Here is a 22,389-nt window from a genome sequence, read left to right as displayed (position 1 = left end):
ATCTCAACGCCAGGAGAGCGCTCTCCCAGAGCGGACGCCCGACCCGGCCCTGCCGTGCCCGCCACCCCTCGGGCCGACGGCGGGCACGGCCGGGTGCCCCCCTTCCGCACTGCTCACCTTGGAGAGTCCTGCCATGCCCAACTCCACTGTCCAGCAATCAACTTCGCCACCGATCCGGTGGCGCTCGGTGGCCGGCCCGGTCGCGCTGGCGCTGGTCGCCGCGCTGCTGATGCTGTTTCCGACCACGGCGGCTCAGGCCGCACCCGCCCTGCTCTCCCAGGGCAAGACCGTGACGGCCTCCTCGGAGGAGAACTACGGCACGGCGGCGGCCAACGCGGTCGACGGCAACGCCGGTACCCGTTGGTCGAGTTCGAACTCCGACCCGCAGTGGATCCAGGTCGACCTGGGCGCCGCGGCCACCGTCAGCCAGGTGGTGCTCCAGTGGGAGTCGGCGTACGGGAAGGCGTACCAGATCCAGCTGTCCACCGACGGCAGCACCTGGACCACGGCGTACTCGACCACCACCGGCGCCGGTGGCACCGAGACGCTGGCGGTGGCCGGGACCGCGCGGTACGTCCGGATGAACGGGACGGTGCGCGGCACCGGATACGGCTACTCGCTCTGGGAGTTCCAGGTCTTCGGGACGGCCGGCGGTGGCAGCGGTTGCGGGACCGCGAACGCCGCGCAGGGCAAGGCCGCGACGGCCTCCTCGGAGGAGAACTACGGCACGGTGGCGGCCAACGCGGTCGACGGCAACGCCGGTACCCGCTGGTCGAGTTCGAACTCCGACCCGCAGTGGATCCAGGTCGACCTGGGCTCGGCCCAGCCGGTCTGCCAGGTGGTGCTGCAGTGGGAGTCGGCGTACGGGAAGGCGTACCAGATCCAGCTGTCCACGGACGGTACGAGCTGGGCCACGGCGTACTCGACCACGACGGGTGCCGGTGGCACCGAGACGCTCGCAGTCTCGGGCACCGCGCGGTACGTGCGGATGAACGGCACCGCGCGGGGGACCGGTTACGGCTACTCGCTCTGGGAGTTCCAGGTCCGCACCGGCACCGGCCCGAGTACGCCCCCGACCACTCCGCCGCCCACCACCCCACCGCCGGGCAACTGGACCACGCTGTGGAACGAGGACTTCACCGGCGGGGCCGGCAGCGGCCCGTCGGCAGCGGACTGGATTGTCCAGACCGGTACCAACTACCCTGGCGGCCCGGCCAACTGGGGCACCGGTGAGGTGCAGACCGACACCAACGCGCCGGGCAACGTCTCGCTCGACGGCACCGGGAACCTCAACCTGACCGCGCTGCGCAACGGCACGGCCTGGACCTCGGGCCGGGTCGAGAGCCGCCGCTCGGACTTCACCGCCCCCGCCGGCGGCCAGTTGCAGATCTCGACCACCGTCAAGCAGCCCAACCCGGCCAACGGGCAAGGCTACTGGCCCTCGTTCCGGCTGATGGGCGCGGGCAACCGGGACAGCTTCACGGCCTGGCCCGGTGCGGGCGAGATCGACGTGCTGGAGAACGCCAACGGCCGCAGCCAGCTCTCCGCCACCCTGCACTGCGGCACCGCCCCCGGCGGCAACTGCAACGAGTACAACGGGATGACCAGCGGGCTGGCGAGCTGCACCGGCTGCCAGACCGGCTACCACACCTACTCCGCGATCATCGACCGGAGCGTCACCGACGAGGAGATCCGCTGGTACCTGGACGGCCGGCAGATCTGGCGGGTCAAGGAGTCCCAGGTGGGCGTGACCACCTGGCGCAACGCCGTGCAGCACGGCTTCTACCTGGTCTTCAACCTCGGGATCGGCGGCGGCTTCCCGAACGCGGTCTGCGGCTGCACCTCGCCCGGTGCCGACACCTCCTCGGGCGGTGCGCTGAGCATCGACAAGGTGACCGTCTCGCAGACCACCGGCACCGCCCCGGCCCCGCTGACCGACCCGCCGGTGCCCACCGGTGCCTCCACCGTGAAGGTGACGGGCGGTCAGGGGAACTGGCAGCTGACCGTCAACGGCGCGCCGTACCAGGTCAAGGGCATCACCTGGGGCCCCGCCAACAGCGCGGCGGACGCCTACATCCGGGACCTGAAGTCGATGGGCGTCAACACCCTGCGCACCTGGGGTACCGACGCGGGCAGCAAGCCGCTGCTGGACACCGCCGCCGCGCACGGTCTGAAGGTGGTGAACGGCTTCTGGCTCAACCAGGGCGCCGACTACGTCAACGACACCGCCTACAAGACGACCACGCTGGACCAGATCAAGCAGTGGGTGACCACCTACCGGAGCCACCCGGGCGTGCTGATGTGGGACGTCGGCAACGAGGTGCTGCTGACCACCCAGGACCACACCTACAACGGCACCACGGTGGAGCAGCAGCGGGTCGCCTACGCCAAGTACGTCGAGGAGATCACCAAGGCGATCCACGCGATCGACACCGACCACCCGGTCACCTCCACCGACGCCTGGACCGGCGCGTGGAAGTACTACAAGGACTACACGCCCAGCCTGGACCTGCTCGCGGTGAACTCCTACGGCTCGGTCTGCAACGTCAAGTCCGACTGGATCAGCGGGGGTTACACCAAGCCGTACATCATCACCGAGTCCGGTGAGCCCGGTGAGTGGGAGGTCCCGAACGACGCCAACGGTGTGCCCACCGAGCCCAGCGACATCGCGAAGCGGGACGCCTACCTGGCCAACTGGGCCTGCATCAGCGGCCACACCGGGGTCTCGCTCGGGGCCACGGTGTTCCACTACGGCACCGAGAACGACTTCGGCGGGGTCTGGTACAACACCGTGCCGAGCGGCTGGAAGCGGCTCAGCTACTACTCGGTGGCGAGCGGCTACGGCGGCAACCCGGGCGGCAACCGGCCGCCGGTGATCTCCGACCTGTCGCTGAGCAACACCGCGACGGTGCCGGCCGGCGGCACGTTCACCATCGCGGCCGCCGCCACCGACCCGGACGGTGACCTGATCCGGTACCAGCTCCTGTACTGCGCGAAGTACCTGGGCGGCGGCACCGGCTTCCAGCAGGTGGGCTTCACCCAGACCGGCGACGGCCGGTTCACGGTCACCGCGCCCAGGACACTGGGCGTCTGGAAGGTCTACGTCTACGCCTACGACGGCCACGGCAACGTCGGCATCGAGACCAAGTCGTTCAAGGTGGTCGCCCCGCCGGTGAACGGGACGAACGTCGCGCTCGGCAAGCCGACCACCGCCTCCACCTACCAGGCGGTCGGCAACGGCGCGCCCTACCTGCCCTCGTACGCCACGGACGGCAACTGGGGCAGCCGGTGGGCCAGCGAGTGGGCCGACGGCCAGTGGCTCCAGGTCGACCTGGGCCAGGTCACCAACCTGCGGCACGTGCAGCTGGGGTGGGAGGCCGCCTACGGCAAGGCGTACCAGGTGCAGAGCTCGAACGACGGCACCAACTGGAGCACGCTCTGGTCCACCGTCAACGGGACCGGCGGCGTGGACGACTTCGACGTCGCCGGCTCGGGCCGCTACGTGCGGCTGAACATCGCCCAGCGGGGCACCGCGTACGGCAACTCGGTCTACGAGTTCGCCGTCTACTCCTGAGCCCCGCGGGCCACCGAACTCCCGGGGCCGGTCCTCGACTCCGGCCCCGGGTGATCCCCCACCCGCTTCCTTTGACCTGGAGGGTCAGATGAGAACCCGTTACCACCCCCGAGGCAGACCACGCCGGACGGCGTTGCTGGCCTCGTTCGCCATCCTGCTGTCGCTGCTCGGCCTGGGCAGCGCCACCCAGCAGGCGACCGCCGCGGACAGCCTGATCTCGCAGTCCCGGCCGGTGGTCGCCTCCTCGATCGAGACCACCGCGACCCCGGGCGGAGCGGTCGTCGACGGCGACGGCTCCACCCGCTGGGCCAGCGAGTGGAGCGACCCGCAGTGGATCCGGATCGACCTGGGCGGCAACGCCTCGATCAGCCGGGTCGAGCTGCAGTGGGAGGTCGCGTACGCCAGCGGCTACCGGCTGGAGGTGTCCCCGGACGCCGTCAACTGGAGCACGGTGTACTCGACCGCCAACTCGACCGGCGGCAACCAGACCGTGAACCTGGCGGCGACCGGCCGGTACATCCGGCTGTTCGGCACCGCCCGGGCGACCGGGTACGGCTACTCGCTGTACGAGTTCAAGGTCTTCGGCTCGGTCCAACTCGGCACCACGGGCTACGTGTTGGCGAATCCGCAGGTGACAGGTGTGAGCCCGTCGACCAAGGTGCCGCCGAACACCTACTTCCACGAGTTCCAGGCGAACTGCTCGGTGACCAGGAACCTGCCGGACGACCCGATCGTCTTCCCGGGCCAGGCCGGCGCCTCGCACATGCACACCTTCCTGGGCAGCACCGTGACGGACGCCAACTCCACGCTGGCCTCGCTGCAGGCGGGTTCGACCTCCTGCGTGGCGCCGGGGGACAAGTCCGGCTACTGGATGCCGACCATGTACAACGGCAGCACGCCGGTGCAGCCGGTCGGTCCGCAGGTGATCTACTACAAGACCGGCGTGATCGACTACACCAGTGTGCGGCCGTTCCCGCCGGGCCTGCGGTTCGTGGTGGGCAGCCCCACCGCGTCCGCGACCGAGTTCGCCACCAACCCGGGCTACGTGGCGGGCTGGGAGTGCGGGGACAGCTACCGCAACATCGACCTGCCGGTCAGCTGCCCGGCCGGGACCCAGATCAACCTGCGCTACCAGGCGCCGAGTTGCTGGAACGGTCTGTACCTGGACACGCCGGACCACAAGAGCCACATGGCGTACCCGATCAACGGCATCTGCCCCACCTCGCACCCGGTGGCCCTGCCGATGATCGAGTTCAAGATGGCCTTCCCGGCCGGCAGCGGTGACCTCAGCCAGCTGCACCTGTCGAGCGGACGGGGCTTCTCCTTCCACTACGACTTCTTCAACGCCTGGGACGTGCCCACGCTGGCCGCCCTGGTGAACCACTGCGTCATCGGTGGTCTCCAGTGCGACGCGCGCGGCTACGACGAGACCCAGCCCGGCCGGGGCGCCGCGCTCAACGCGCAGTACCAACTGCCCTGACCGGCCCGCTCCGGCGCCGCGCCGGTGACCGCTCGTAGGTCACCGGCGCGGCATCGTCCTTCTGTCACAAGGGAGTTCCGATGAAGAACCGGTCCGTCGGATGGCTGCTGATCGGGTTGGCCCTGACCGGTTGCGGCGGGACGCCGACCGCTCCGCCGACGTCGCCGTCCCGGTCGGCGCCCGCCCTGGCGCAGGGGCCCTCCGACGAGGCCAGGCTGGTCTGCACGGGGCGGACGGCCGAGCACATCTCCGGTGCGCTCGGGATCGCCGCGCACAGCCCGCTGCAGCCGACCTGGGCCGAGGGCGTCTACGCCTGCGACTACGTCTACCCCGACGGTTCGACCATGCGACTGGCCGTCAAGGACCTGCCCGACGCGGGCGCGACCACCGCGTACTTCGAGGCCAAGCGGGTGGTGGCGGGCGAGGTGACGCCGCTGGAGGGCATGGGGGAGGGCGCCTTCGCCCGGGCGGACGGCTCGGTGGTGGTGCGGAAGGACAACAACGTGCTGGTGGTCGACGTGACCGCGCTGCCGGCCGCCTTCGGGGCGCCGCCGCGCTCGCGGGCGAACGTCGCGCGGACCGTCGCGACCACCGTGCTGATCTGCTGGGTGGAGTACTGAGGTGAGTTCGGAGAGCAGTGGGAGAGCGCTCTCTCGGCGTGCTATAAACGACCCCATGAGCAGAGCCCTACCCTCGGCGGCCGATCGCAGGACGGCCACCCTGGAGGACGTCGCCCGGGTCGCGGGCGTCTCCCGCGCCACCGTCTCCCGGGTGGTCAACGGTGTCCGCAACGTCGACCCGGACCTCCAGCAGACCGTCCGGGACGCGGTGGCCGCCACCGGGTACGTGCCGAACGGCGCGGCCCGCTCACTGGTCACCCGCCGGGCGGGCGCGGTCGCGCTGGTGGTCTCGGGCACCGGCGCCGCCGTGGACGACGAGGAGTCGACCCGCAGTCAGGTCTTCACCGACCCGTTCTTCGGCCGGGTGGTGAGCGGGGTGTTCAGCGCACTCCGCCCGCTCGGCGTGCACCCCGTGCTGATGCTCGCCGACGACACCGCCGCCCGGGAGCAGGTGCTCGGGTACCTGCGCCAGGGCAACGCCGACGGCGCGCTGGTGGTCTCCACCCACGCCGAGGACCCGCTGCCCGCCCTGCTGCTGGCGGCCGGCCTGCCCACCGTGCTGTTCGGCCGCCCGGCCGAGCCGCTGCCGCTCAGCTGCGTGGACGTGGCGAACCGGGACGGCGGCCGGCTGGCCGCCGAACACCTGGCCGGCCGGGGCAGCCGACTGCCCGTCACCATCGCGGGCCCGGCCGAGGTCCCGGCCGGCCGGGACCGACTGGCCGGCTTCCGGGACGAGATGGCCCGCCGAGGCCACCCGTACGTACCGTCCGCCGAGGGCAACTTCACCCAGCTCGGCGGCGAGCAGGCGATGACCCGGCTGCTGGCCGAACACCCGGACCTGGACGGGGTGTTCGCCGCCAACGACCTGATGGCCCGGGGTGCACTCGCGGTGCTCGCCGACCAGGGCCGCCGGGTGCCGGAGGACGTCGCGGTGGTCGGCTTCGACGACAGCAGCGCCGCGACCGTCGGCCGCCCGCTGCTCACCACCATCCGGCAGCCGGTCGAGGAGATGGCCGCCGAGATGACCCGGATCCTGCTCTCCCAACTGGCCGAGCCGACGGCCCGGGCCACCTCGGTGCTGTTCGAGCCGGTGCTGGTGCTGCGCGGCTCCGCCTGAGAGGGGGTGGCGCGCTCCGGCGTGCGCTCGCGCCGGTGGGTCTGCCGAGTGGCCGGGGCCGGGCGGGTGCGGACGTATTGGTGGCAGTCATGTCACTCGACGTACGGAGTTCTGCTCATGCGTGTTGCCATTGCGGCCGGTGCGGCCCTGCTGATCTCGCTCGCCGGTGTCCCGCTCGCCGGGGCCGCCCAGGCCCAGGACCGGGACTGCCCCGAGTTCCGGACCCAGCCGGAGGCGCAGGCCGTCTTCAACCTGGACCGCTCCGACCCGAACCGGCTGGACGCCGACAACGACGGGATCGCCTGCGAGAACCTGCCGGCCAGTCTGCCGGGCGCCACCGTCACCCCAGCCCCGAGCACGGTCGCGAGTGCCGCCCCGAATCCCGCCGCCACTCCCGCGCCGCTGGTCCCGCCCGCTCCGGCGCCGCACGGCGCGGTGGCGGCGGGCGCTGGTCCGGCCGAGGGCGGCAGCACCCCCGTCGCGCTCTCGCTCGGCGCGGGTGCCGTGCTGGCGGCGGGCGGTGCAGTGGTGCTCCGGCGCCGTCAGGCCAAGCGGGAGAACTGACCGCGCATCGGCCCGGGCCGGGACGGCAGGCCGCCGTCCCGGCCCTCGCACGGAGGAGGGACGGATGGCCACGGCGGTCGGCGGCCGACGACGAGCCCGCCCGCGAGCACCCCGGTTGCTGTCCGGGCTGTCCGCCCTGCTGGCGGTCGGTGCCTGGCAGATCGGCCTGAGCGCGCCACCGGGCCCGGTCTCGCCGGTGGCCGCGCCACCCGTCCTTGCGTCAGCGGTGCCGGACGTCGGCGGACTGGCCCGCGCCGTACCGGTGAGGCTCCGGATTCCGGCGCTCGGCATCGATACCCCGCTTGTGCCGCTGACCCTCGATCAGGACGGCGCGCTGCGTCCGCCGGACCCGGACGGCCCCGACCTGGTGGGCTGGTACGCGGCGGGCACCAGCCCGGGCGAGACCGGCACCGCACTGATCACCGGGCATGTGGACACCGCGCGCGGCCCGGCTGCGTTCTTCGGCCTGTCCACCCTGACCGCTGGTCAGCAGGTCGAGGTGGCACGGGACGACGGCTCCACCGGTCGCTTCACGGTGGACGCGGTGGTGAACCATCCCAAGAGCGACTTCCCCGAACAGCGGGTCTACGCCGCCGCCCCGCGTCCCGAGCTGCGCCTGATCACCTGCGGCGGCCGCTACGACCGGGCGCATGGCGGCTACCAGGAGAACACCGTGGTGTACGCCCACCTGGTCTGACCGGCGACGGTTCAGGCGGGGTGGGCCGCCGTGAAGGCGGCCGCGTCCCAGCTGCCGCCGAGGGCCGGGGCCAGGGAGGACTTGGCCAGGGCGGCGAAGTCGGGGGAGTGCGGGGCGCCGTGCGGGAGGGCGCCGAGCAGCGGGGCGCCGGCGGCGCGGGGGAGGTCGGTGAGGTTGCAGCGGGTGGCCAGGTCGGGGTCGGCGGGCCAACTGCCGATCACCACGCCGAGGGTGTCCAGGCCGCGGTGGCGCAGTGCCTCGGCGGTGAGCGCGGTGGTGTTGAGGGTGCCGAGCCCGGCGGAGGCCACCAGCAGGACCCGGACCGGGAGGCCGAGGGCGGCGGTGGCGAGCGCCTGGTCGGCCAGCGTGCGGCCGTCCGCGTCGTAGCGGACCAGCAGGCCGCCCGCGCCCTCGACCAGCACCAGCCGGTGGGCGGCGGCCAGTTCGGCCACGGCCTCGGCCGTCTGCTGCGGCTTCAGGGCAGGCAGGCCGGACCGGCGGGCGGCGGTGTCGGGGGCCAACGGCTCGGGGTAGCGGGCCAGTTCGCGGGTGGTGACGTGCGGGCCCGCCAACCGGGCGACCTCGTCGGCATCGCCGGGCTCGGTCGCGGTGACGCCGGTCTGACCGGGCTTCAGGACGGCCACCGAGGCGGCCAGGGCGGCGACGGCCGCGGTGACGGCGGTCTTGCCGACCTCGGTGCCGGTGCCGGTGACGAACAGGACGGTGGCGGTCATCCGGCCACCGCCGCCGCGGCCACGGCCGTGGTGATCCGGGCCAGGTCGGCGTCGGAGGTGATGAACGGCGGCATGGTGTAGATCAGATCGCGGAACGGCCGGAGCCAGACGCCCTCCCGGGCGGCGGCCTCGGTGGCGGCCCGCAGGTCCACCGGGTGGTCCAGCTGGACCACGCCGATCGCCCCGAGCACCCGGACGTCGGCCACGCCGGGGAGTTGGGCCGCCTCGGCCAGCCCCTCGGTCAGTCCGGCCTCGATCCGTTTCACCTCGGTCCGCCAGTCCTGCCGGAGCAGCAGGTCGATCGAGGCGTTGGCGACGGCGGCGGCCAGCGGGTTGCCCATGAAGGTCGGCCCGTGCGCCAGCACCGGCAGCTCGCCCTGGCTGATGCCGTCGGCGACCTCGGCGGTGCACAGCGTGGCGGCCATCGTGAGGTAGCCGCCGGTGAGCGCCTTGCCCAGGCAGAGCACGTCGGGGGAGACACCAGCGTGGTCGGCGGCGAAGAGTTCGCCGGTCCGGCCGAAGCCGGTGGCGATCTCGTCGAAGATCAGCAACACGCCGTGCCGGTCGCAGAGTTCGCGCAGCAGCCGGAGGTAGCCGGGGGAGTGGAAGCGCATGCCGCCCGCGCCCTGCACCACCGGCTCGACGATCACGGCGGCCAGCTCGTCGGCGTGCTCGGCGATCAGCGCGGCCAGCTGCCCGGCGTACGCCTGGTCCGGCTCGGCGCCGAAGCCGGCCGGGGGCTCGCCCGCGAACAGCTGACGCGGCAGCACCCCGCCCCAGAGCTGGTGCATCCCGCCCTCGGGATCGCAGACCGACATCGGGTGGAAGGTGTCGCCGTGGTAGCCGCCGCGCCAGGTGAGCAGCCGGCGCTTCTCCGGCCGTCCGGTGGACTGCCAGTACTGCAGGCACATCTTGACCGCGACCTCGACGGCCACCGAGCCCGAGTCGGCCAGGAACACGTGCCGGAGCGGCTCGGGGGTGATCTCCACCAGTTTGGCGGCGAGCCGGACGGCGGGTTCGTGGGTGAGCCCGCCGAACATCACGTGACTCATCCGGCCGAGCTGGTCCCGGACCGCCTCGTCCAGCACCGGGTGCCGGTAGCCGTGGATCGCGGCCCACCAGGAGGACATCCCGTCGATCAGCTCCCGGTGCCCGGCCACCGGCTCGGCGAGCCGGAGCCGGACACCGGCGGCGGACTCGACCACGTACGGGGTGGAGGTGCCGGGCATCGGTGCGTACGGGTGCCAGACGTGCGCCCGGTCGAGGTCGAGGAGGGTGTTCACGGTGCGTCAGTTCCTAGGCGTTCGGTGCCAGTTCGGTGCCGGCGCCACGGCGGCGGACCCGGACCAGGTCGGAGCGCAGTTCGTCGTTCTCCGGCGTCGCGGCAGGAGCGTCGCCGTGGCCGCCGCACGGGCCGCAGCCGCCGCCGGTGCCACAGGCGTGCGCGGCCTCAGTCCCGGAGGCGTCGGAGCAGCCGCCGCCACCGGTGCCGCAGCCGCCGCCGAGCGCGGCCTCCGCGCGGTGCCGGGGCAGGGTCGGCTCGCCCGCGCCCTCCACCTCGAAGCCCGCGTCCGCGATCATGTCGAGGTCGGTCTGGCCGGCCTGACCCTCACTGGTGAGGTAGTCGCCGAGGAAGATCGAGTTGGCGATGTGCAGGCCGAGCGGCTGCATCGAGCGCAGGTGCACCTCGCGGCCGCCGGCGATCCGCACCTCGACGTCGGGGCAGACGAAGCGGACCATCGCCAGGATGCGCAGGCAGCGCTGCGGGGTGAGGTTCCACTCCTTGGCCAGCGGGGTGCCCTCGAACGGGATCAGGAAGTTGACCGGCACCGAGTCGGAGCCGATCTCGCGGAGCGCGAAGACCACGTCCACCAGGTCCGCGTCGCTCTCGCCCATGCCCGCGATCAGGCCCGAGCAGGCGGAGAGCCCGGCGCCGTGCGCCTTGGTGACGGTGTCCACCCGGTCCGCGTAGGTGTGGGTGGTGGTGATGTCGCCGTAGGTGGCTTCCGAGGTGTTCAGGTTGTGGTTGTAGGCGTCGGCGCCCGCCGCCTTCAGCCGTTCGGCCTGGTTGTCGGAGAGCAGGCCCAGGCAGGCGCAGACCTCGACGGCCTCGTTGGCGTCCTTGATGGCGGCGATGGTGTCGGCCACCCGGTCGATGTCACGGTCCGTCGGACCGCGTCCGCTGGCGACCAGGCAGACCCGCTTGGCGCCGCCCGCGAGACCGGCGGCGGCGGCCTCGGCGGCCTGCTCCGGCTTGAGCCAGGTGTACTTGAGGATCTCGGCCTTGGACCCGAGCCGCTGCGAACAGTAGTTGCAGTCCTCGGGGCAGAGGCCGCTCTTGAGGTTCACCAGGTAGTTCAGCTTGACCCGGCGGCCGAACCACTGGCGGCGCACCCGCCCGGCGGCCGCGACCACGTCCAACAACTCGTCATCGGTGGTGGCGAGTACGGCCAGCGCCTCCTCCCGGGTCGGTGTTTCCCGGCGCAGGCCCTTGGCGGTGAGGGTGTCGAGCAGATCCATGAGCCTGATCCTGCCCGGGTGACGTGGAGTCGCGCCAGAGGGAACCACCCAGAAGATCTCTCGGAACGTGTGCGGGTTGTCACAGTCGCCGTGGTGCGGTACGGCGCGGCCCCGGGGGGTCGGCTGTTCGGATCATCCGTTTAGAATCTGCGCCATGACCACGCAGGGGGAACGCCACACCCATCGGGCGCACGGCAGCCGACGCCGGACCATCGCCCTCTGCATCGTCGGCGCGGCGGCGATCACGGTAGGGGTGGTGGTGACCGAGACCGGCGACTGGCTGGAGGGCGCCGGGCGGACCACCCAGGTGGTCTCCTCCGACTCCGTGCCGCCGTCCCAGCCGCTGTCCGAGAAGGACTTCTTCGTCGCGGAACGGTACTTCCCGGCCGCCAAGCCGATCGAGCAGGACGGCTACAAGGCGCTGCGCACGGTCGGGCGGCAGGGCGAGCCCTGCGTCGACACCCTGGCCGACCGGGCCCACGACGTGCTGCACGACACCGGCTGCCTGGGCTATGTGACGGTGGGCTACCTGCGCGAGGACAGGCAGGTGACCACCAGCGTGACGGTGCTCAGGTTCGCCGACCAGGCGGCGGCCGAGAAGGCCGGGCAGCTGCTGGCGGCCGACAGCGCCGCCGCGATCGCCTTCGTCGCGGCCGACCCCGGGACCGTCCCGCCGGTGACCGGCTCGCCCTCGCCCGGTGCGGCCAAGCCGGTCACCGTCACCAAGGTGGAGTCGGTCGGCCACTACCTGACCGTCACCACCTCGCGCTTCGCGGACCTGCGGCCCACCCCGCCCGCCAACGACGTCTCGCTGGACGCGGCGACCCGGGCGGTGTCGTTCACCGCCCGGGCGCCGTTCATCTGGCTCTGAGGACCGCTACGGGTAGCTGACCAGGTTGGCCACGTTGCTGCCGGAGTTGGACGGTCCGCCGGTGCCGTTGATCACGTGGTTGATGGTCCCGGTGCCGCCGAGCGAGACCGTCACCATGTCGTGGAACCGCACGCCGCTGCGGTTCGGAACCTCGAAGGCGTGCTCGGCCACCACCGCCGGGTTGACGTTGAAGTAGCAGTAGCTGCCCAGACCCCAGGCCTCGTGCGTGGTGACCGAGTCGGCCACCTTGTACGCGGCGTAGCCCTTGGTGCCGCCGTTCGTCCAGGCGGCCTGGTTCGGCGGGTCGTAGGGCATCTCGTTCTGGTAGAAGTACGTCCGCCCGCCGTTGCCGTTCCAGATCACCTGGTGCTGCTGGTAGTGCTCGACGAACAGGCCGTACATGGTGACGTCGGTGCCGTTCACCACCAGGCCGGTGGCCGCGGTGTTGCTGGACCAGCCGACGCCGCTGCCGTGGTCGGCGCGCCAGATCCACATGTGGTCGCCGATCACGTCGGAGCTGTTCACCACCAGGCTCTGGGTGGCCTTGCCGACGCCCGCGCCGCCGATCCGGAAGAACACGTCGTGCAGCGAGGTCGGGTCGGCCGTGTGCCGGGCGGCCGCACCGGCCGGGCCGATCTGCATCAGCACCGGGGAGTTGACCGGGCCCGCGTCGATCAGCAGCCCGGCGATCTTCACCCCGTCCACGTCGGCCACGGTCATCGCGGTGATGCCGTTGTCCGGGATCAGGGTGGCCAGGCCGAGGCCGAGCACCACGGTGTCGGCCCGGGCCACGTTCAGGGTCTGGTCCAGGTGGTAGACGCCCGGGGTGAAGAGCAGGTTCTTGCCCTGGCCGAGCGCGGCGTTGATCTGGCCGGCGGTGGCGCCCGGCTTCACCACGAAGAACTGGTCGATCGGCAGCGAGCTGCCCGGCTGGCTGCCCGAACCCCAGCTGGTCCCGGTGGAGTTGCCGCGCAGCGCGGGCACGAACACCCGGTACGCCCCGGCGCCGTCCACGTACAGGAACGGCTTCTCCCGGACCACCGGGGTCTGGCCGACCGTGGTGTACGGCGGGTTCGGGAAGGTGTTGGCGGGTGCGTTGACGTCGCCGACGAAGACCATGTTCCAGTTGGAGCCGGTCCAGCTGCCCCACTGCGAGTTGCGGGACAGCCACTGCTGCTGGGAGCCGGAGCGGACCTGGCCGTCGATCTTCGAGTCGGCCATCAGGCCACCGCTGGACCAGCCGCCGTCGTCCAGCTGGAGGTTGCCCCGGACGTGCATCCGGCGGTACGGGGCGGCCTGCGAGACCGCCCAACGGTCGGTCCCGGAGGGCGGGTTGACGGAGAGGTTCTCGGCCGAGCGCCAGAAGTTCTGGGTCGCGTTGCCCTGGAACCAGTCCGCTTCGGCGTGCACCCCGCCGTTGATCGTGACGTCGTCGGGGGACAGGCCGAGCCCGGCGACCTGGGTGTAGAAGCCGACGTTGGCGTCCACGTTGTAGCTGCCGGGCTTGAACAGCAGGGCCTGGCGCTGGGTGCCGAACTGGTTGGTCTCCTGCTGCTGGAAGACCGAGTTCAGCTTGGACTGGATGGTCGAGGCGGCCATCGAGGGGTCGAAGACGGTGACGTTCGGACCGAGATCGGGGTTGCCGGGGGTCACCGGAGTGCCGACCGTGAAGGACTGGGCGGTGGTGCCGTTGCAGGTGTACTGCTGGAGCACCACACCGTCGGCGGTGGAGGCGGCGGGCACGTCGAGGCACTTGCCGCTGTTGCGGTTGACGAAGTGGTAGCCGCCGCCGGCCTCCTCGACCGGCAGCCACTGCTGGTTGGCGCCGCCGCCGTAGGCCCAGAGCTGGAGCTTGGCGCTGTCGGCGGTCGACACACCGGTCACGTCGACCACCTTGGTGGCGTCGTTCAGGTTGGCGATCCGGACGTAGCCGGAGTCGGTCGGCTGGAGCTGCCACTGCTGGGCGGTGGTGCCGTTGCAGGAGTACTGCTGGACGGCGGTGCCGTTGGCGGTGGCGGCAGCGGCGGCGTCCACGCACCGGCCGCTGTTCCGGTTGACCAGGGTGGTCCAGCCGGTGGGGACGGCGGCCTCGGCGGGGGCGGAGGCGACCAGGGCGGCGGGTGCCAGCAGGGTGGCGGCGGTGAACAGGCGTATGCCGTAGCGCCGTTGTCCGGAATTCACGGGTGTTCGCTCCTGATGTGTGGGGGGATCAGCGGCGGGTGGTCAGGCCGAAGCCGTACCGGAACAATGGGTCGTAGTCGCGGTCGCCGACGTTGATCGGCTCCTGGGCCTCGGTGCGCGGCCAGCTGACCGGGAGCTTCCCGGTGAAGCCGCGCTCGCCGAACAGCACGTCGGCCACCCCGGCGCCCTCGCTGCCGGGCAGCCAGGACATCACGAAGGCGTCCAGCTTGGGCAGTTGGTCGGCGATCAGCTGCGGACGTCCGGCCACGTCGAGCACCACGCAGGTGGCGATCGCCGAGCAGACCTTGTCGATGTTCGCCTGGTCGGCGGCCGAGAGCGCGAGGGTGTGGCCGTTGGTGCCGACGTCGCCGACGCCCTCGGCGTACGGGGTCTCGCCGACCACCACGATGCCGACCTGGTAGCCGGCGGTGGGGGCCGAGGCGTCCAGGCTGTAGGCGGCGTCCGGGGCGTACTGGCGGATGCCCTCCAGGAGGGTGGTGGCGGGGATGGTGTCGCCGGATCCGCCCTGCCAGGTGACCGTCCAACCACCGGCCTGGTTACCGGGGTTGTCGGCGTTGGCGCCCGCCACGTAGATCCGCTGGGAGCGGCTCAGCGGCAGCGCCCGGTGGTCGTTCTTCAGCAGCACCTGGGACTTGGCGACGGCCTCCCTGGCCACCGCGCGGTGGGCCGGCGAGCCGATGGTGTCGGCGTACCGGCGATCGGTGAACGGGTGCTCGAACAGGCCGAGTTCGAACTTGGCGCGGAGGATCCGGCAGACCGCGTCGTCGATCCGGGCGGTGGTCACCCGGCCGTCCTGGACCTCGGCGAGCAGGGCCTGCTCGAACCTGGCGGCGCTGTACGGCACCATGAACATGTCCAGCCCGGCGTTGACCGCAGTCCGGACCTGGGTGGCGTAGTCGCCGGGGAGTTGGTTGATCGCGTCCCAGTCGCTGATCAGGAAGCCGTCGAAGCCGATCTTCTGCTTGAGCACCTCGGTGAGCAGCTCGTGGTGGGCACTCATCTTCACCGGGTTGCCGACGCCGTCCTCGGTCCAGTCCACGCTGGAGTAGGACGGCATGATGCTGCCGACCCGGTGCTGCTGGACCGCCGCGACGTACGGCGCCAGGTCGATCCGGCGGAACCGCTCGTGCGAGGTGATGGTCACGCCCTGGTCCAGCTTGTAGCTGCCGGCCGCCGAGCCGTACGTGGTGTCGCCGTCACCGGCGAAGTGCTTCGCGGTCGCCAGCACCCGGTCGGGGCGGTCGAGTTGGCTCGCGTTGCGGCCCTGGAAGCCGTCGATCGCCGTCTCCAGGCTGGTGACCAGGTCGGGGTCCTCACCGAAGCTCTCGTAGGTACGGCCCCAGCGGTCGTCCCGGGCCACGCACAGGCACGGGGCGAAGACCCACTGCGGGCCGGTGGCCCGGGTCTCGGTCGCGGTGATGTGGGCGGCCTCGCGGACCAGCTCCGGGTCACGGGTGGCCCCGAGGGCGATGTTGTGCGGGAAGACGGTGGCGCCGACCAGGTTGCCGTGGCCGTGCACCGAGTCCACGCCGTAGAGCAGCGGGATGTGCAGCCGGCCGGCCAGCGCGCGGGACTGGTAGCCGTCGATCATGTCGGCCCAGGCGGCCGGGGTGTTGGGGGTGGGGGTGGAGCCGCCGCCGGAGAGCAGCGAGCCGAGGCCGAGGCCGGTGATCTGCGCCGGATCGCCGTCGACCGCGTTGCGTTCGGCCTGGGTCATCTGGCCGATCTTCTCCGGCAGAGTCATCCTGGCCAGCAGGTCGCTCACCCGACGCTCGACCGGCTGGCGGGAGTTGAGGTAGGGAGCGGTGGCCTCGGCGGCCGCCGAGGGCGTGACCGAGAGGGTGCCGGCGGCGACGGTCGCGGCGGTGAGCAGGGCTCCGCCGAGCAGGGTGTGCCGTTTCATGCAGGTGTCTCCAGTCCTGGGTGGGATGCCGGAGGTGCGTTGGCAGCAAGCATGAAAGCAGACCTACCGAGTGGTTGGTAAGTAGTTGGCGGCTCTTTGTTCAATACTTGAAGTTACCCGTGAAGTAACCCGTGGTCAGGGCGGTGGCGCCCGTAGACTCGGGCGATGAAGAGCGGACAGACCGTCAGAGCAGTTCGGGTGGGCCGGCGCGAGGAGATCCTGCGGATCGCGATGGAGACCTTCGCCACCCGGGGCTACCACCATGCCTCGCTGGCCGAGATAGCCGACCGGGTCGGGCTCACCCAGGCCGGGCTGCTGCACCACTTCCGGTCCAAGACCGCACTGCTGAGCGGGGTGCTGGCACTGCGCGACGAGTCCGACATCGAGCAGCTCGGCACCGAACGGCCGCGCGGGCTGGCCTTCCTGGACCACCTGGTGGACACCGCGCGGCACAACGCGGAGCGGGAGGGCATCGTCCGGCTGTACGCCGTGCTCTCGGCGGAGAGCGTCACCGACGGGCACCCCGCCCAGGGCTACTTCCGGGAACGCTACCGGGGGCTGCGGGCGATGGTCGCCGAAGCGCTGGTCGAGGCGGCCGAACTCGGCGAGCTGCGGCGGGAGTTCGAGGTCGAGTCGGTGGCCGCCGCGATCGTCGCGGTGATGGACGGCCTCCAGGTGCAGTGGCTGCTCGACCCGGGCGCCGTCGACATGGCGGAGAGCACCCGACGGGCCGTCCGGGTGTTGCTGGCCGACCTGCGGAGCCACTGAGGAGCGGGGTCCCGAGGGCTATCGGCGCCACCGGCGCCGGTGCTTGAATGGCCGCCATCAACCCCCGGTCCCCACAGACTTGGACGGTCCTGTGACCACGCGCGTAAACCTGGTGCCGCGGTGGATACTTCGCCCGCTGAGATACGCCGCCCTGCTCTCCGTCGTCGCCGCCCTGGCGGTCTTCTTCGCGGGCGTCCAGCCCGCCCGGGCGGCCCCCGCCTGCGGGGTGCTCGCCTCCGGTGCCGCCCCGCAGGCGGGGGCGGCCGTCAACGCGGCCTGCGGCCTGATCGGCACCCCCTACTCCTGGGGTGGCGGCCACGGCGCCCAACCCGGGCCCTCGTACGGCAGTTGCGACGCCTCCAACGGCGCGCCCGACGACTGCCACGTGCGCGGGCTGGACTGCTCGGGCCTGGTCCGCTACGCCTACTACCTCGCGGTCGGCGCCGACGTGATCAACGGGACGACGTACACCCAGTGGCCGTCCTCCCGCGCGGTGGCCCGCTACTACCGGGGCGACGGGCTGGCTCCGCTGCTCCCCGGTGACCTGGTGTTCTACGGGAACACCGCCGCGAGCATCCACCACGTGGCGATCTACCTGGGCCAGGGCTACATCGCGGAGGCGCCGTACTCCGGCGGCTACGTCCAGGTGGCGACGCTCTCCTCGCACGGGGACTACTACGGCTCGATCCGGCTGTACGGACCCGGCGGTGGCTCCACCACCCCGCCGCCGTCGGGCGGTGGGCAGTACTGGGTCGACACCTTCGCGAACGCGTCGGTCTACGGTTCGCCCAGTAGTACGGCGGCGACGGGGACGTTGTACCAGGGCACCAACTACGTGTTCTGCAAGGCGTGGGGGCGGGAGATCTCCAGTGGGGGCAGCTTCAACCACTGGTGGCTGAAGACCGATCCGGATGTCGGTCCCGGGGGGCAGTGGGTGTCCGCGTTCTACCTGTCGCGGTGGGGCAACGACGTGGCTAAGGACAACAACGGCACGGTGATTCCGGACTGCTGACGAACCATCTCACCGGCCGGGGCCGGGCGGTGGCCTGCCGCCCGGCCCCGGCCGGCGCTGTTCAGCTGGGGTGATGCGCCGGACGGGTAATGAAGTTGTGAGGGTTGCGTCGGCGTGCCAGCATCGCCGGGCCGTCGAGATCGTCGGCACCGAACAACGGGGGATTCACATGCACGGAATGTCCGTACGACCAGCCGTCGGCCGGGGAGCGATCGGCCTGCTGGCCGGAGCCCTGCTGGTGGGGGGTGTCGCCACCGGAGCGGAGGCGGCGCCGAAGCCGCGCCTGGCGCTCACCGCGCTCGCCTTCGCGGAGGCGTCGGTGGACGCCACCACCGGCAACGCCCGGGCCACCGTGGAGTGGACGGTGGCCGACAACCAGCAGACCGCGACCAACGTCGCGGGGAACGTGGTGATCCAGCAGCTCGGCCGGGACGGCCGCCCGGTCGGCGCCGCGTACCCGGTGAGCTTCGCGTTCCAGCGCAAGTGGGACACCAAGGCCACCCTGGTCTCGGGCACGGCGCAGTCGGCGACCTACCGCTACGCCTTCCCGGTGCCGCGCTACGCGGCCGTGGACCACGCCACCTGGGCGGTGGTGGGACTGACCGCCGCCGACGACCGGGGCACCGAGCTCTCGCTCGGCCGGGCCCGGCTGGGCGACTTCCACAACAGCTTCACCGCGACCGAACTGACCGACACCACCGGCCCGGGCGTCGAGGGCGCGTACGTGGTGTACGGCCAGCCCGTGTACCGGTTCCTGGACGGCCGGCCGGTCGCCGTCTCCTACGAGGTGATCGCCTCCGACCACGAAGCGGGCGTGTACAGCGGTGAGCTGACGGTCCGTGGGCCGGGCGGGGGCACCGCCACCGGCGGTTTCACGATCGAGCGGAGCAACGGTGTCTACACCTGCGGCCCCGGCACCGGGAACGGTGACACCGAGGAGGTCAGGTGCCGGGTCGACGTCCAGCTTCCGGCCACCGCCGCCGTCGGTGACTGGAAGATCACCCGGGTCCGCCTGACGGACAACGCCGGCAACGTCGCGGTGCACCGCGACCAGGCGCTCGCTCCGGTCCACCTGACCCGGAACGAGCAGTTGAAGGCGACCGAGCTCTCGGTCAGCCCGAAGGTGTTCGACAACTGGAGGGACTCGACCGAGGTCGTGGTCTCCCTGAAGCCGGTCGGACTGCGCGGGACGGTCGTCGAGGCCACCGTGCTGGCCAACGGCGCCTGTGACGACCAGAAGGTGGAGGCGCCGGCCCTGGAGGCCGACGGGACGCTCAAGGTGCGGCTCTGGGTGCCGCCGGGCTACTCCGACCACTGCACCGTCACGGGGCTCGCGCTGCTCGACAGTTCGGGACGCGCCGCGGCGTACGGGACGGCCTTCGGCGGCCCCGCGCTCGAACTGACGTCGACCCGTCTCCCGGACAGCACCGATCCGGTGGCCACCTCGGCGGTGCTGAGCGGGACCGAGTTCCGCACCAGCGAGATGCCGATGACCCTGGGTCTGGCCGTCGAGGCGAGCTCGCCGGTGGGCATCACCCAGGCCTCGTTCACCATCTACGACGCCGCGGGCCGGTCGGTCGGCGGCGAGAACGGTGGGGCGGCTCCGGCGGCGGACGGGAAGTTCCACCTCGGCTTCCACGGTTACCTGGCCCCCGGCAGCTACACCGCGGGCTTCACCGTCACCTCGGCGGGCGGCCGGTCCGCGATGTACGGCTACCCGGGCGGCGCAGGTCTGCCCGCCCCGTCCGGTCCGCTCGCCTTCACGGTGATCGAGGGCTGACCCGACCCACCACCACGGTGTGCCGGTCCCGGACCAGTTGCAGCATCGGGCAACGCCGGTCGGCCTCCGCCAGCAGCGCGGCCAACTCCTCGTAGTCGGCCGCGCTGTCCAGTTCCACCTCGGCGACCAACTCGTGCGGTACGGCGGGCGCTTCGGTCGGCACCCCGAAGAACCGGGCGTCATTGTTCCGGGCCCGGACCCTGACCTGGACCCGGTCCAGCGGGACACCGCCGACGGCGGCGAGACAGAGCACGGTGTGGGTCAGGCAGGTGCTGACCACGGCGCAGAGCAGCTCGGGTGAGGACGGTCCGAGGCCGAAGCCGCCGATGTCGGGGCCGCCGTCGCCGAGCAGCGACCAGTCGCCGACCCGGACCTTGCGCACGCCGGTCGCGTCGTCGGCGACGCAGACCGCCTCGATCCGCTCGTCCCAGTCGGCGCCGGTCGGGCGGCGGGTGGCGGCGGCCCGCATCGCGGCGCCCTTGTCGAGCAGGTGGTCGGCGAGCCCGGGGCGGCGGGCGGTGTCGGTCATGGCCCTCAACCTAGGCGGACCCGGGCCGGTCCGGCCGGTCCGGTCACGAGGCTGTAGGAAGACTGCAACGTACGCGGAGCACGGGCGGGCCGGTCCGGCGGAGGTTTGCAACTCGCCGGACGGGCAAGGCGGGGTTCGGTGGCCGCGACGCGGCCCGTCCCGAAACCGACCGAGAAGGAGTGGACATGGAGGTCGTCTACGGCGTCGTCATTCTGCTGCTCGCCCTTGGTGCGGGCTTCGCAGTCATGGCGCCCCGACTGCGCTCGCACCGACTGCACGAACGGTTCGGCGCGGAGTACGCCCACGCCGTGACCGTCCACCACGGCAACGTCCGGGAGGCCGAGCACGAGCTCGCCGACCGGCTGACCCGGCACCGGCAGCTCAAGCTAGCCCCGGTGGACGCGGCCGAGCGGGACAGGGCGCTGGCCGAACTGCGTGGCCTACAGGCGCTGTTCGTCGAGGACCCGCGGCAGGCCGTGACCCGGGCCGGGGAACTCCTCGACTCGCTGCTCGGCACCATCGGGTACCCGGAGCAGGGCCGGGAGGCGGCGCTGTCGGTGGACCACGGCAGCCGGATCCCCGCCTACCGTGCCGCCCGGCAGACCCTGAGCACCCCCGAGGCCGACAGCGAGGAACTGCGTCAGGCCATGATCGCCGTCCGCGACCTGATCCTGGCCCTGCTGCACCACGACCGCACCGGAGCGCTCGCAGCCCGCTGAGCCCGGACCCGGAACACCCGCCCCAGGAGGAGACCCCATGACGGACAGTCAGCGGAACACCGAGAGCGACGTGCAGGGCCGGCCGGACCCGCGTGCCGGGATACCGGAGCCCCGCGACGAGAAGCACAGCGACCGGAAGCCGCCGCGGCCCGACGGCCGCTCGGACGGCATCGTCGACCCCATGCACTCCACCGAGATCCCGAAGGCCACCAGGCGGTTCGTCGACGGCACGGGCGCCCCGACGAGCGCCGCCGGGCGGTTCGCGGAGGGCACCGGTGCCCCCGTGGGTGCCGCCGGGCGGTTCGCGGAGGGTACCCACGGGGGCGCCCGGCCCGTCGGCGCCGAAGCGGTCGTCGGCCCCTGGCTCGGGCAGAAGGAGGTGCAGGGCGTGCGTGAGGAATGGACCGGCGTCCAGGCCGACTTCGTGGACGACCCGGCCCGGGCGGTCGCGGCAGCCGGTGAACTGGTGGAGCGCACCGCCGAGCTGACCGCGGAGGCCGTCCGCCTCCGTCTGAGCAAGCTGCGGGACGGCAGCCGCCAGGGCGCCGACGGCACGGACGACGATGCCGCCCGCACCGAGCACCTGAGGCTGGCGATGCGCGAGTACCGCGCCGTCCTCGACCGCCTGGCCGGCTGACGGCCCGGGTGGCCGACGGCGTCAAGTGACCCGGTGCGCAGGCGGGCGACGGGAGTTCGGCGACGGAGGGAGCGGTGGGATGGACGAGCAGCAGCCGGTGTTGCGGGCGTTCGGCTGGGCCCGGGTGTTCCCGGTGTCGGGCGGGGTCCGCAACGGGCGGGCCTGGGCACGGCAGCACCTCGACGCGCTCGGCTGGACGGAGCACGCGCCGGAGTCGGCCGACGCGGTCGTCCTGACCGTCTCGGAGCTCATCACCAACGCCCACCAGCATGCCGCCAGCGACGCCGACCTCGTCCTCACCTGGGACGGGAGCTTTCTGTACGTCAGCGTGCACGACGCCTCTCCCGAGGCCCCCCGGCCACGGGAGGCGGACCCCGAGGCCACCTCGGGCCGGGGCATGGCGCTGATCGACGCCCTCGCCGACGACTGGCAGACCAGGACCAACCCGTCCGGCAAGACCGTCACCGCCCGGTTCCACCCGTGACGGGGCCGGGGTGCCGGGTGGCGCCGGTCCGGGGGGGGGGGGGGGGGGGGGGGGGGGGGGGGGGGGGGCGGGCCCCCCCCCCCCCACCGGTGCGTCCGGTCCCCCTCTCGGGGGGTCAGGGGTGCGTCATCCGCAGTACGTCCAGCGCCTCGTCGAGCTGGGCCGCCGTCAGCTTCCC

General features: G+C 72.3%; 19 protein-coding genes. 13 read left to right on the top strand and 6 right to left on the bottom strand.

Features of this window, described 5'->3' with window-relative positions:
* The first annotated feature begins 229 nt into the window (after positions 1-229).
* The 6 genes from ACIRPK_RS00095 (at position 230) to ACIRPK_RS00070 (ending at position 8,052) form a co-directional block, all read left to right on the top strand.
* A complete protein-coding gene (locus ACIRPK_RS00095; RefSeq protein WP_403032678.1) occupies positions 230-3,574 on the top strand; it encodes a discoidin domain-containing protein in 3,345 nt (1,114 codons plus the stop codon).
* 88 nt (positions 3,575-3,662) lie between these two features.
* Positions 3,663-5,054, top strand: coding sequence for a DUF1996 domain-containing protein (locus ACIRPK_RS00090; protein WP_403030616.1), 1,392 nt, complete (start codon positions 3,663-3,665; stop codon positions 5,052-5,054).
* A gap of 80 nt (positions 5,055-5,134) precedes the next feature.
* Positions 5,135-5,674, top strand: a complete 540-nt coding sequence (locus ACIRPK_RS00085; protein WP_403030613.1) for a hypothetical protein — start codon at positions 5,135-5,137, stop codon at positions 5,672-5,674.
* A 55-nt stretch (positions 5,675-5,729) separates the two neighbouring features.
* Positions 5,730-6,791 carry a LacI family DNA-binding transcriptional regulator gene (locus tag ACIRPK_RS00080; RefSeq protein WP_403030611.1) on the top strand — a complete coding sequence of 354 codons (1,062 nt, stop codon included), beginning with the start codon at positions 5,730-5,732 and terminating at the stop codon, positions 6,789-6,791.
* Positions 6,792-6,908: 117 nt separating this feature from the next.
* Complete coding sequence (locus tag ACIRPK_RS00075; RefSeq protein ID WP_403030608.1) at positions 6,909-7,355, top strand: excalibur calcium-binding domain-containing protein; 447 nt, start codon at positions 6,909-6,911, stop codon at positions 7,353-7,355.
* 64 nt (positions 7,356-7,419) lie between these two features.
* Positions 7,420-8,052: a class F sortase gene (locus ACIRPK_RS00070; protein WP_403030605.1), complete on the top strand. Its 633-nt coding sequence runs from the start codon at positions 7,420-7,422 to the stop codon at positions 8,050-8,052.
* A gap of 11 nt (positions 8,053-8,063) precedes the next feature.
* Here the strand turns inward: ACIRPK_RS00070 and bioD are convergent, their stop codons facing one another.
* The 3 genes from bioD to bioB form a co-directional block, all read right to left on the bottom strand.
* Positions 8,064-8,786, bottom strand: coding sequence for a dethiobiotin synthase (gene bioD, locus ACIRPK_RS00065; RefSeq protein WP_403030603.1), 723 nt, complete (start codon positions 8,784-8,786; stop codon positions 8,064-8,066).
* A complete protein-coding gene (locus ACIRPK_RS00060) occupies positions 8,783-10,015 on the bottom strand; it encodes an adenosylmethionine--8-amino-7-oxononanoate transaminase (protein WP_403032676.1) in 1,233 nt (410 codons plus the stop codon). Before ACIRPK_RS00060 ends, bioD begins: the two co-directional genes overlap by 4 nt.
* Before the next feature lie 67 nt (positions 10,016-10,082).
* Positions 10,083-11,306 (bottom strand): biotin synthase BioB, encoded by a 1,224-nt coding sequence (bioB, locus tag ACIRPK_RS00055; RefSeq protein WP_403030600.1) that lies wholly within the window; start codon positions 11,304-11,306, stop codon positions 10,083-10,085.
* 154 nt (positions 11,307-11,460) lie between these two features.
* Here bioB and ACIRPK_RS00050 point away from each other — a divergent pair, with 154 nt between their 5' ends.
* Entirely contained in the window at positions 11,461-12,177 is a 717-nt protein-coding gene (locus ACIRPK_RS00050; protein WP_403030597.1) for a hypothetical protein, read from the top strand.
* Between the two features lie 6 nt (positions 12,178-12,183).
* On the opposite strand, the gene ACIRPK_RS00045 is transcribed toward ACIRPK_RS00050, so the two are convergent.
* Positions 12,184-14,325, bottom strand: coding sequence for an RICIN domain-containing protein (locus tag ACIRPK_RS00045; protein ID WP_403032674.1), 2,142 nt, complete (start codon positions 14,323-14,325; stop codon positions 12,184-12,186).
* 61 nt (positions 14,326-14,386) lie between these two features.
* Positions 14,387-16,282 (bottom strand): glycoside hydrolase family 3 protein, encoded by a 1,896-nt coding sequence (locus ACIRPK_RS00040; protein ID WP_403030594.1) that lies wholly within the window; start codon positions 16,280-16,282, stop codon positions 14,387-14,389.
* 165 nt (positions 16,283-16,447) lie between these two features.
* Between ACIRPK_RS00040 and ACIRPK_RS00035 the strand changes: the two genes are divergently transcribed.
* The 3 genes from ACIRPK_RS00035 to ACIRPK_RS00025 all read left to right on the top strand — a co-directional run bounded on the left by ACIRPK_RS00035 (position 16,448) and on the right by ACIRPK_RS00025 (position 19,842).
* The gene (locus ACIRPK_RS00035; RefSeq protein WP_403030591.1) at positions 16,448-17,050 is read left to right on the top strand and encodes a TetR family transcriptional regulator; all 603 of its coding nucleotides are present in this window, start codon (positions 16,448-16,450) and stop codon (positions 17,048-17,050) included.
* Between the two features lie 91 nt (positions 17,051-17,141).
* Positions 17,142-18,062, top strand: coding sequence for a C40 family peptidase (locus tag ACIRPK_RS00030; RefSeq protein ID WP_403030588.1), 921 nt, complete (start codon positions 17,142-17,144; stop codon positions 18,060-18,062).
* 178 nt (positions 18,063-18,240) lie between these two features.
* On the top strand, positions 18,241-19,842 hold the full coding sequence (locus tag ACIRPK_RS00025; RefSeq protein WP_403030585.1) for a hypothetical protein: 1,602 nt from the start codon (positions 18,241-18,243) through the stop codon (positions 19,840-19,842).
* On the opposite strand, the gene ACIRPK_RS00020 is transcribed toward ACIRPK_RS00025, so the two are convergent.
* Complete coding sequence (locus tag ACIRPK_RS00020) at positions 19,823-20,371, bottom strand: OsmC family protein (protein ID WP_403030584.1); 549 nt, start codon at positions 20,369-20,371, stop codon at positions 19,823-19,825. The two genes, ACIRPK_RS00025 and ACIRPK_RS00020, sit on opposite strands and share 20 nt — an antisense overlap.
* A gap of 185 nt (positions 20,372-20,556) precedes the next feature.
* Between ACIRPK_RS00020 and ACIRPK_RS00015 the strand changes: the two genes are divergently transcribed.
* The 3 genes from ACIRPK_RS00015 (at position 20,557) to ACIRPK_RS00005 (ending at position 22,211) form a co-directional block, all read left to right on the top strand.
* Positions 20,557-21,090, top strand: a complete 534-nt coding sequence (locus tag ACIRPK_RS00015; protein ID WP_403030581.1) for a hypothetical protein — start codon at positions 20,557-20,559, stop codon at positions 21,088-21,090.
* A 37-nt stretch (positions 21,091-21,127) separates the two neighbouring features.
* Positions 21,128-21,727, top strand: a complete 600-nt coding sequence (locus ACIRPK_RS00010) for a hypothetical protein (protein WP_403030578.1) — start codon at positions 21,128-21,130, stop codon at positions 21,725-21,727.
* A 79-nt stretch (positions 21,728-21,806) separates the two neighbouring features.
* Entirely contained in the window at positions 21,807-22,211 is a 405-nt protein-coding gene (locus tag ACIRPK_RS00005; RefSeq protein ID WP_403030575.1) for an ATP-binding protein, read from the top strand.
* The last annotated feature ends 178 nt before the right edge of the window (positions 22,212-22,389 follow it).

Source organism: Kitasatospora sp. NPDC101801, assembly GCF_044766665.1.
Lineage (GTDB): Bacteria > Actinomycetota > Actinomycetes > Streptomycetales > Streptomycetaceae > Kitasatospora.
The sequence above is the reverse complement of the archived record's forward strand: the minus strand, read 5'-3'. Positions and strand labels throughout refer to the sequence as shown.

Bases quoted from the DNA above. Each gene is read 5' to 3' on its own strand.
- ACIRPK_RS00095 (WP_403032678.1), top strand. From the start codon at position 230: ATGCTGTTTCCGACCACGGCGGCTCAGGCCGCACCCGCCCTGCTCTCC.
- ACIRPK_RS00090 (WP_403030616.1), top strand. From the start codon at position 3,663: ATGAGAACCCGTTACCACCCCCGAGGCAGACCACGCCGGACGGCGTTG.
- ACIRPK_RS00085 (WP_403030613.1), top strand. From the start codon at position 5,135: ATGAAGAACCGGTCCGTCGGATGGCTGCTGATCGGGTTGGCCCTGACC.
- ACIRPK_RS00080 (WP_403030611.1), top strand. From the start codon at position 5,730: ATGAGCAGAGCCCTACCCTCGGCGGCCGATCGCAGGACGGCCACCCTG.
- ACIRPK_RS00075 (WP_403030608.1), top strand. From the start codon at position 6,909: ATGCGTGTTGCCATTGCGGCCGGTGCGGCCCTGCTGATCTCGCTCGCC.
- ACIRPK_RS00070 (WP_403030605.1), top strand. From the start codon at position 7,420: ATGGCCACGGCGGTCGGCGGCCGACGACGAGCCCGCCCGCGAGCACCC.
- bioD (WP_403030603.1), bottom strand. From the start codon at position 8,786: ATGACCGCCACCGTCCTGTTCGTCACCGGCACCGGCACCGAGGTCGGC.
- ACIRPK_RS00060 (WP_403032676.1), bottom strand. From the start codon at position 10,015: ATGCCCGGCACCTCCACCCCGTACGTGGTCGAGTCCGCCGCCGGTGTC.
- bioB (WP_403030600.1), bottom strand. From the start codon at position 11,306: ATGGATCTGCTCGACACCCTCACCGCCAAGGGCCTGCGCCGGGAAACA.
- ACIRPK_RS00050 (WP_403030597.1), top strand. From the start codon at position 11,461: ATGACCACGCAGGGGGAACGCCACACCCATCGGGCGCACGGCAGCCGA.
- ACIRPK_RS00040 (WP_403030594.1), bottom strand. From the start codon at position 16,282: ATGAAACGGCACACCCTGCTCGGCGGAGCCCTGCTCACCGCCGCGACC.
- ACIRPK_RS00035 (WP_403030591.1), top strand. From the start codon at position 16,448: ATGAAGAGCGGACAGACCGTCAGAGCAGTTCGGGTGGGCCGGCGCGAG.
- ACIRPK_RS00025 (WP_403030585.1), top strand. From the start codon at position 18,241: ATGTCCGTACGACCAGCCGTCGGCCGGGGAGCGATCGGCCTGCTGGCC.
- ACIRPK_RS00020 (WP_403030584.1), bottom strand. From the start codon at position 20,371: ATGACCGACACCGCCCGCCGCCCCGGGCTCGCCGACCACCTGCTCGAC.
- ACIRPK_RS00015 (WP_403030581.1), top strand. From the start codon at position 20,557: ATGGAGGTCGTCTACGGCGTCGTCATTCTGCTGCTCGCCCTTGGTGCG.
- ACIRPK_RS00010 (WP_403030578.1), top strand. From the start codon at position 21,128: ATGACGGACAGTCAGCGGAACACCGAGAGCGACGTGCAGGGCCGGCCG.
- ACIRPK_RS00005 (WP_403030575.1), top strand. From the start codon at position 21,807: ATGGACGAGCAGCAGCCGGTGTTGCGGGCGTTCGGCTGGGCCCGGGTG.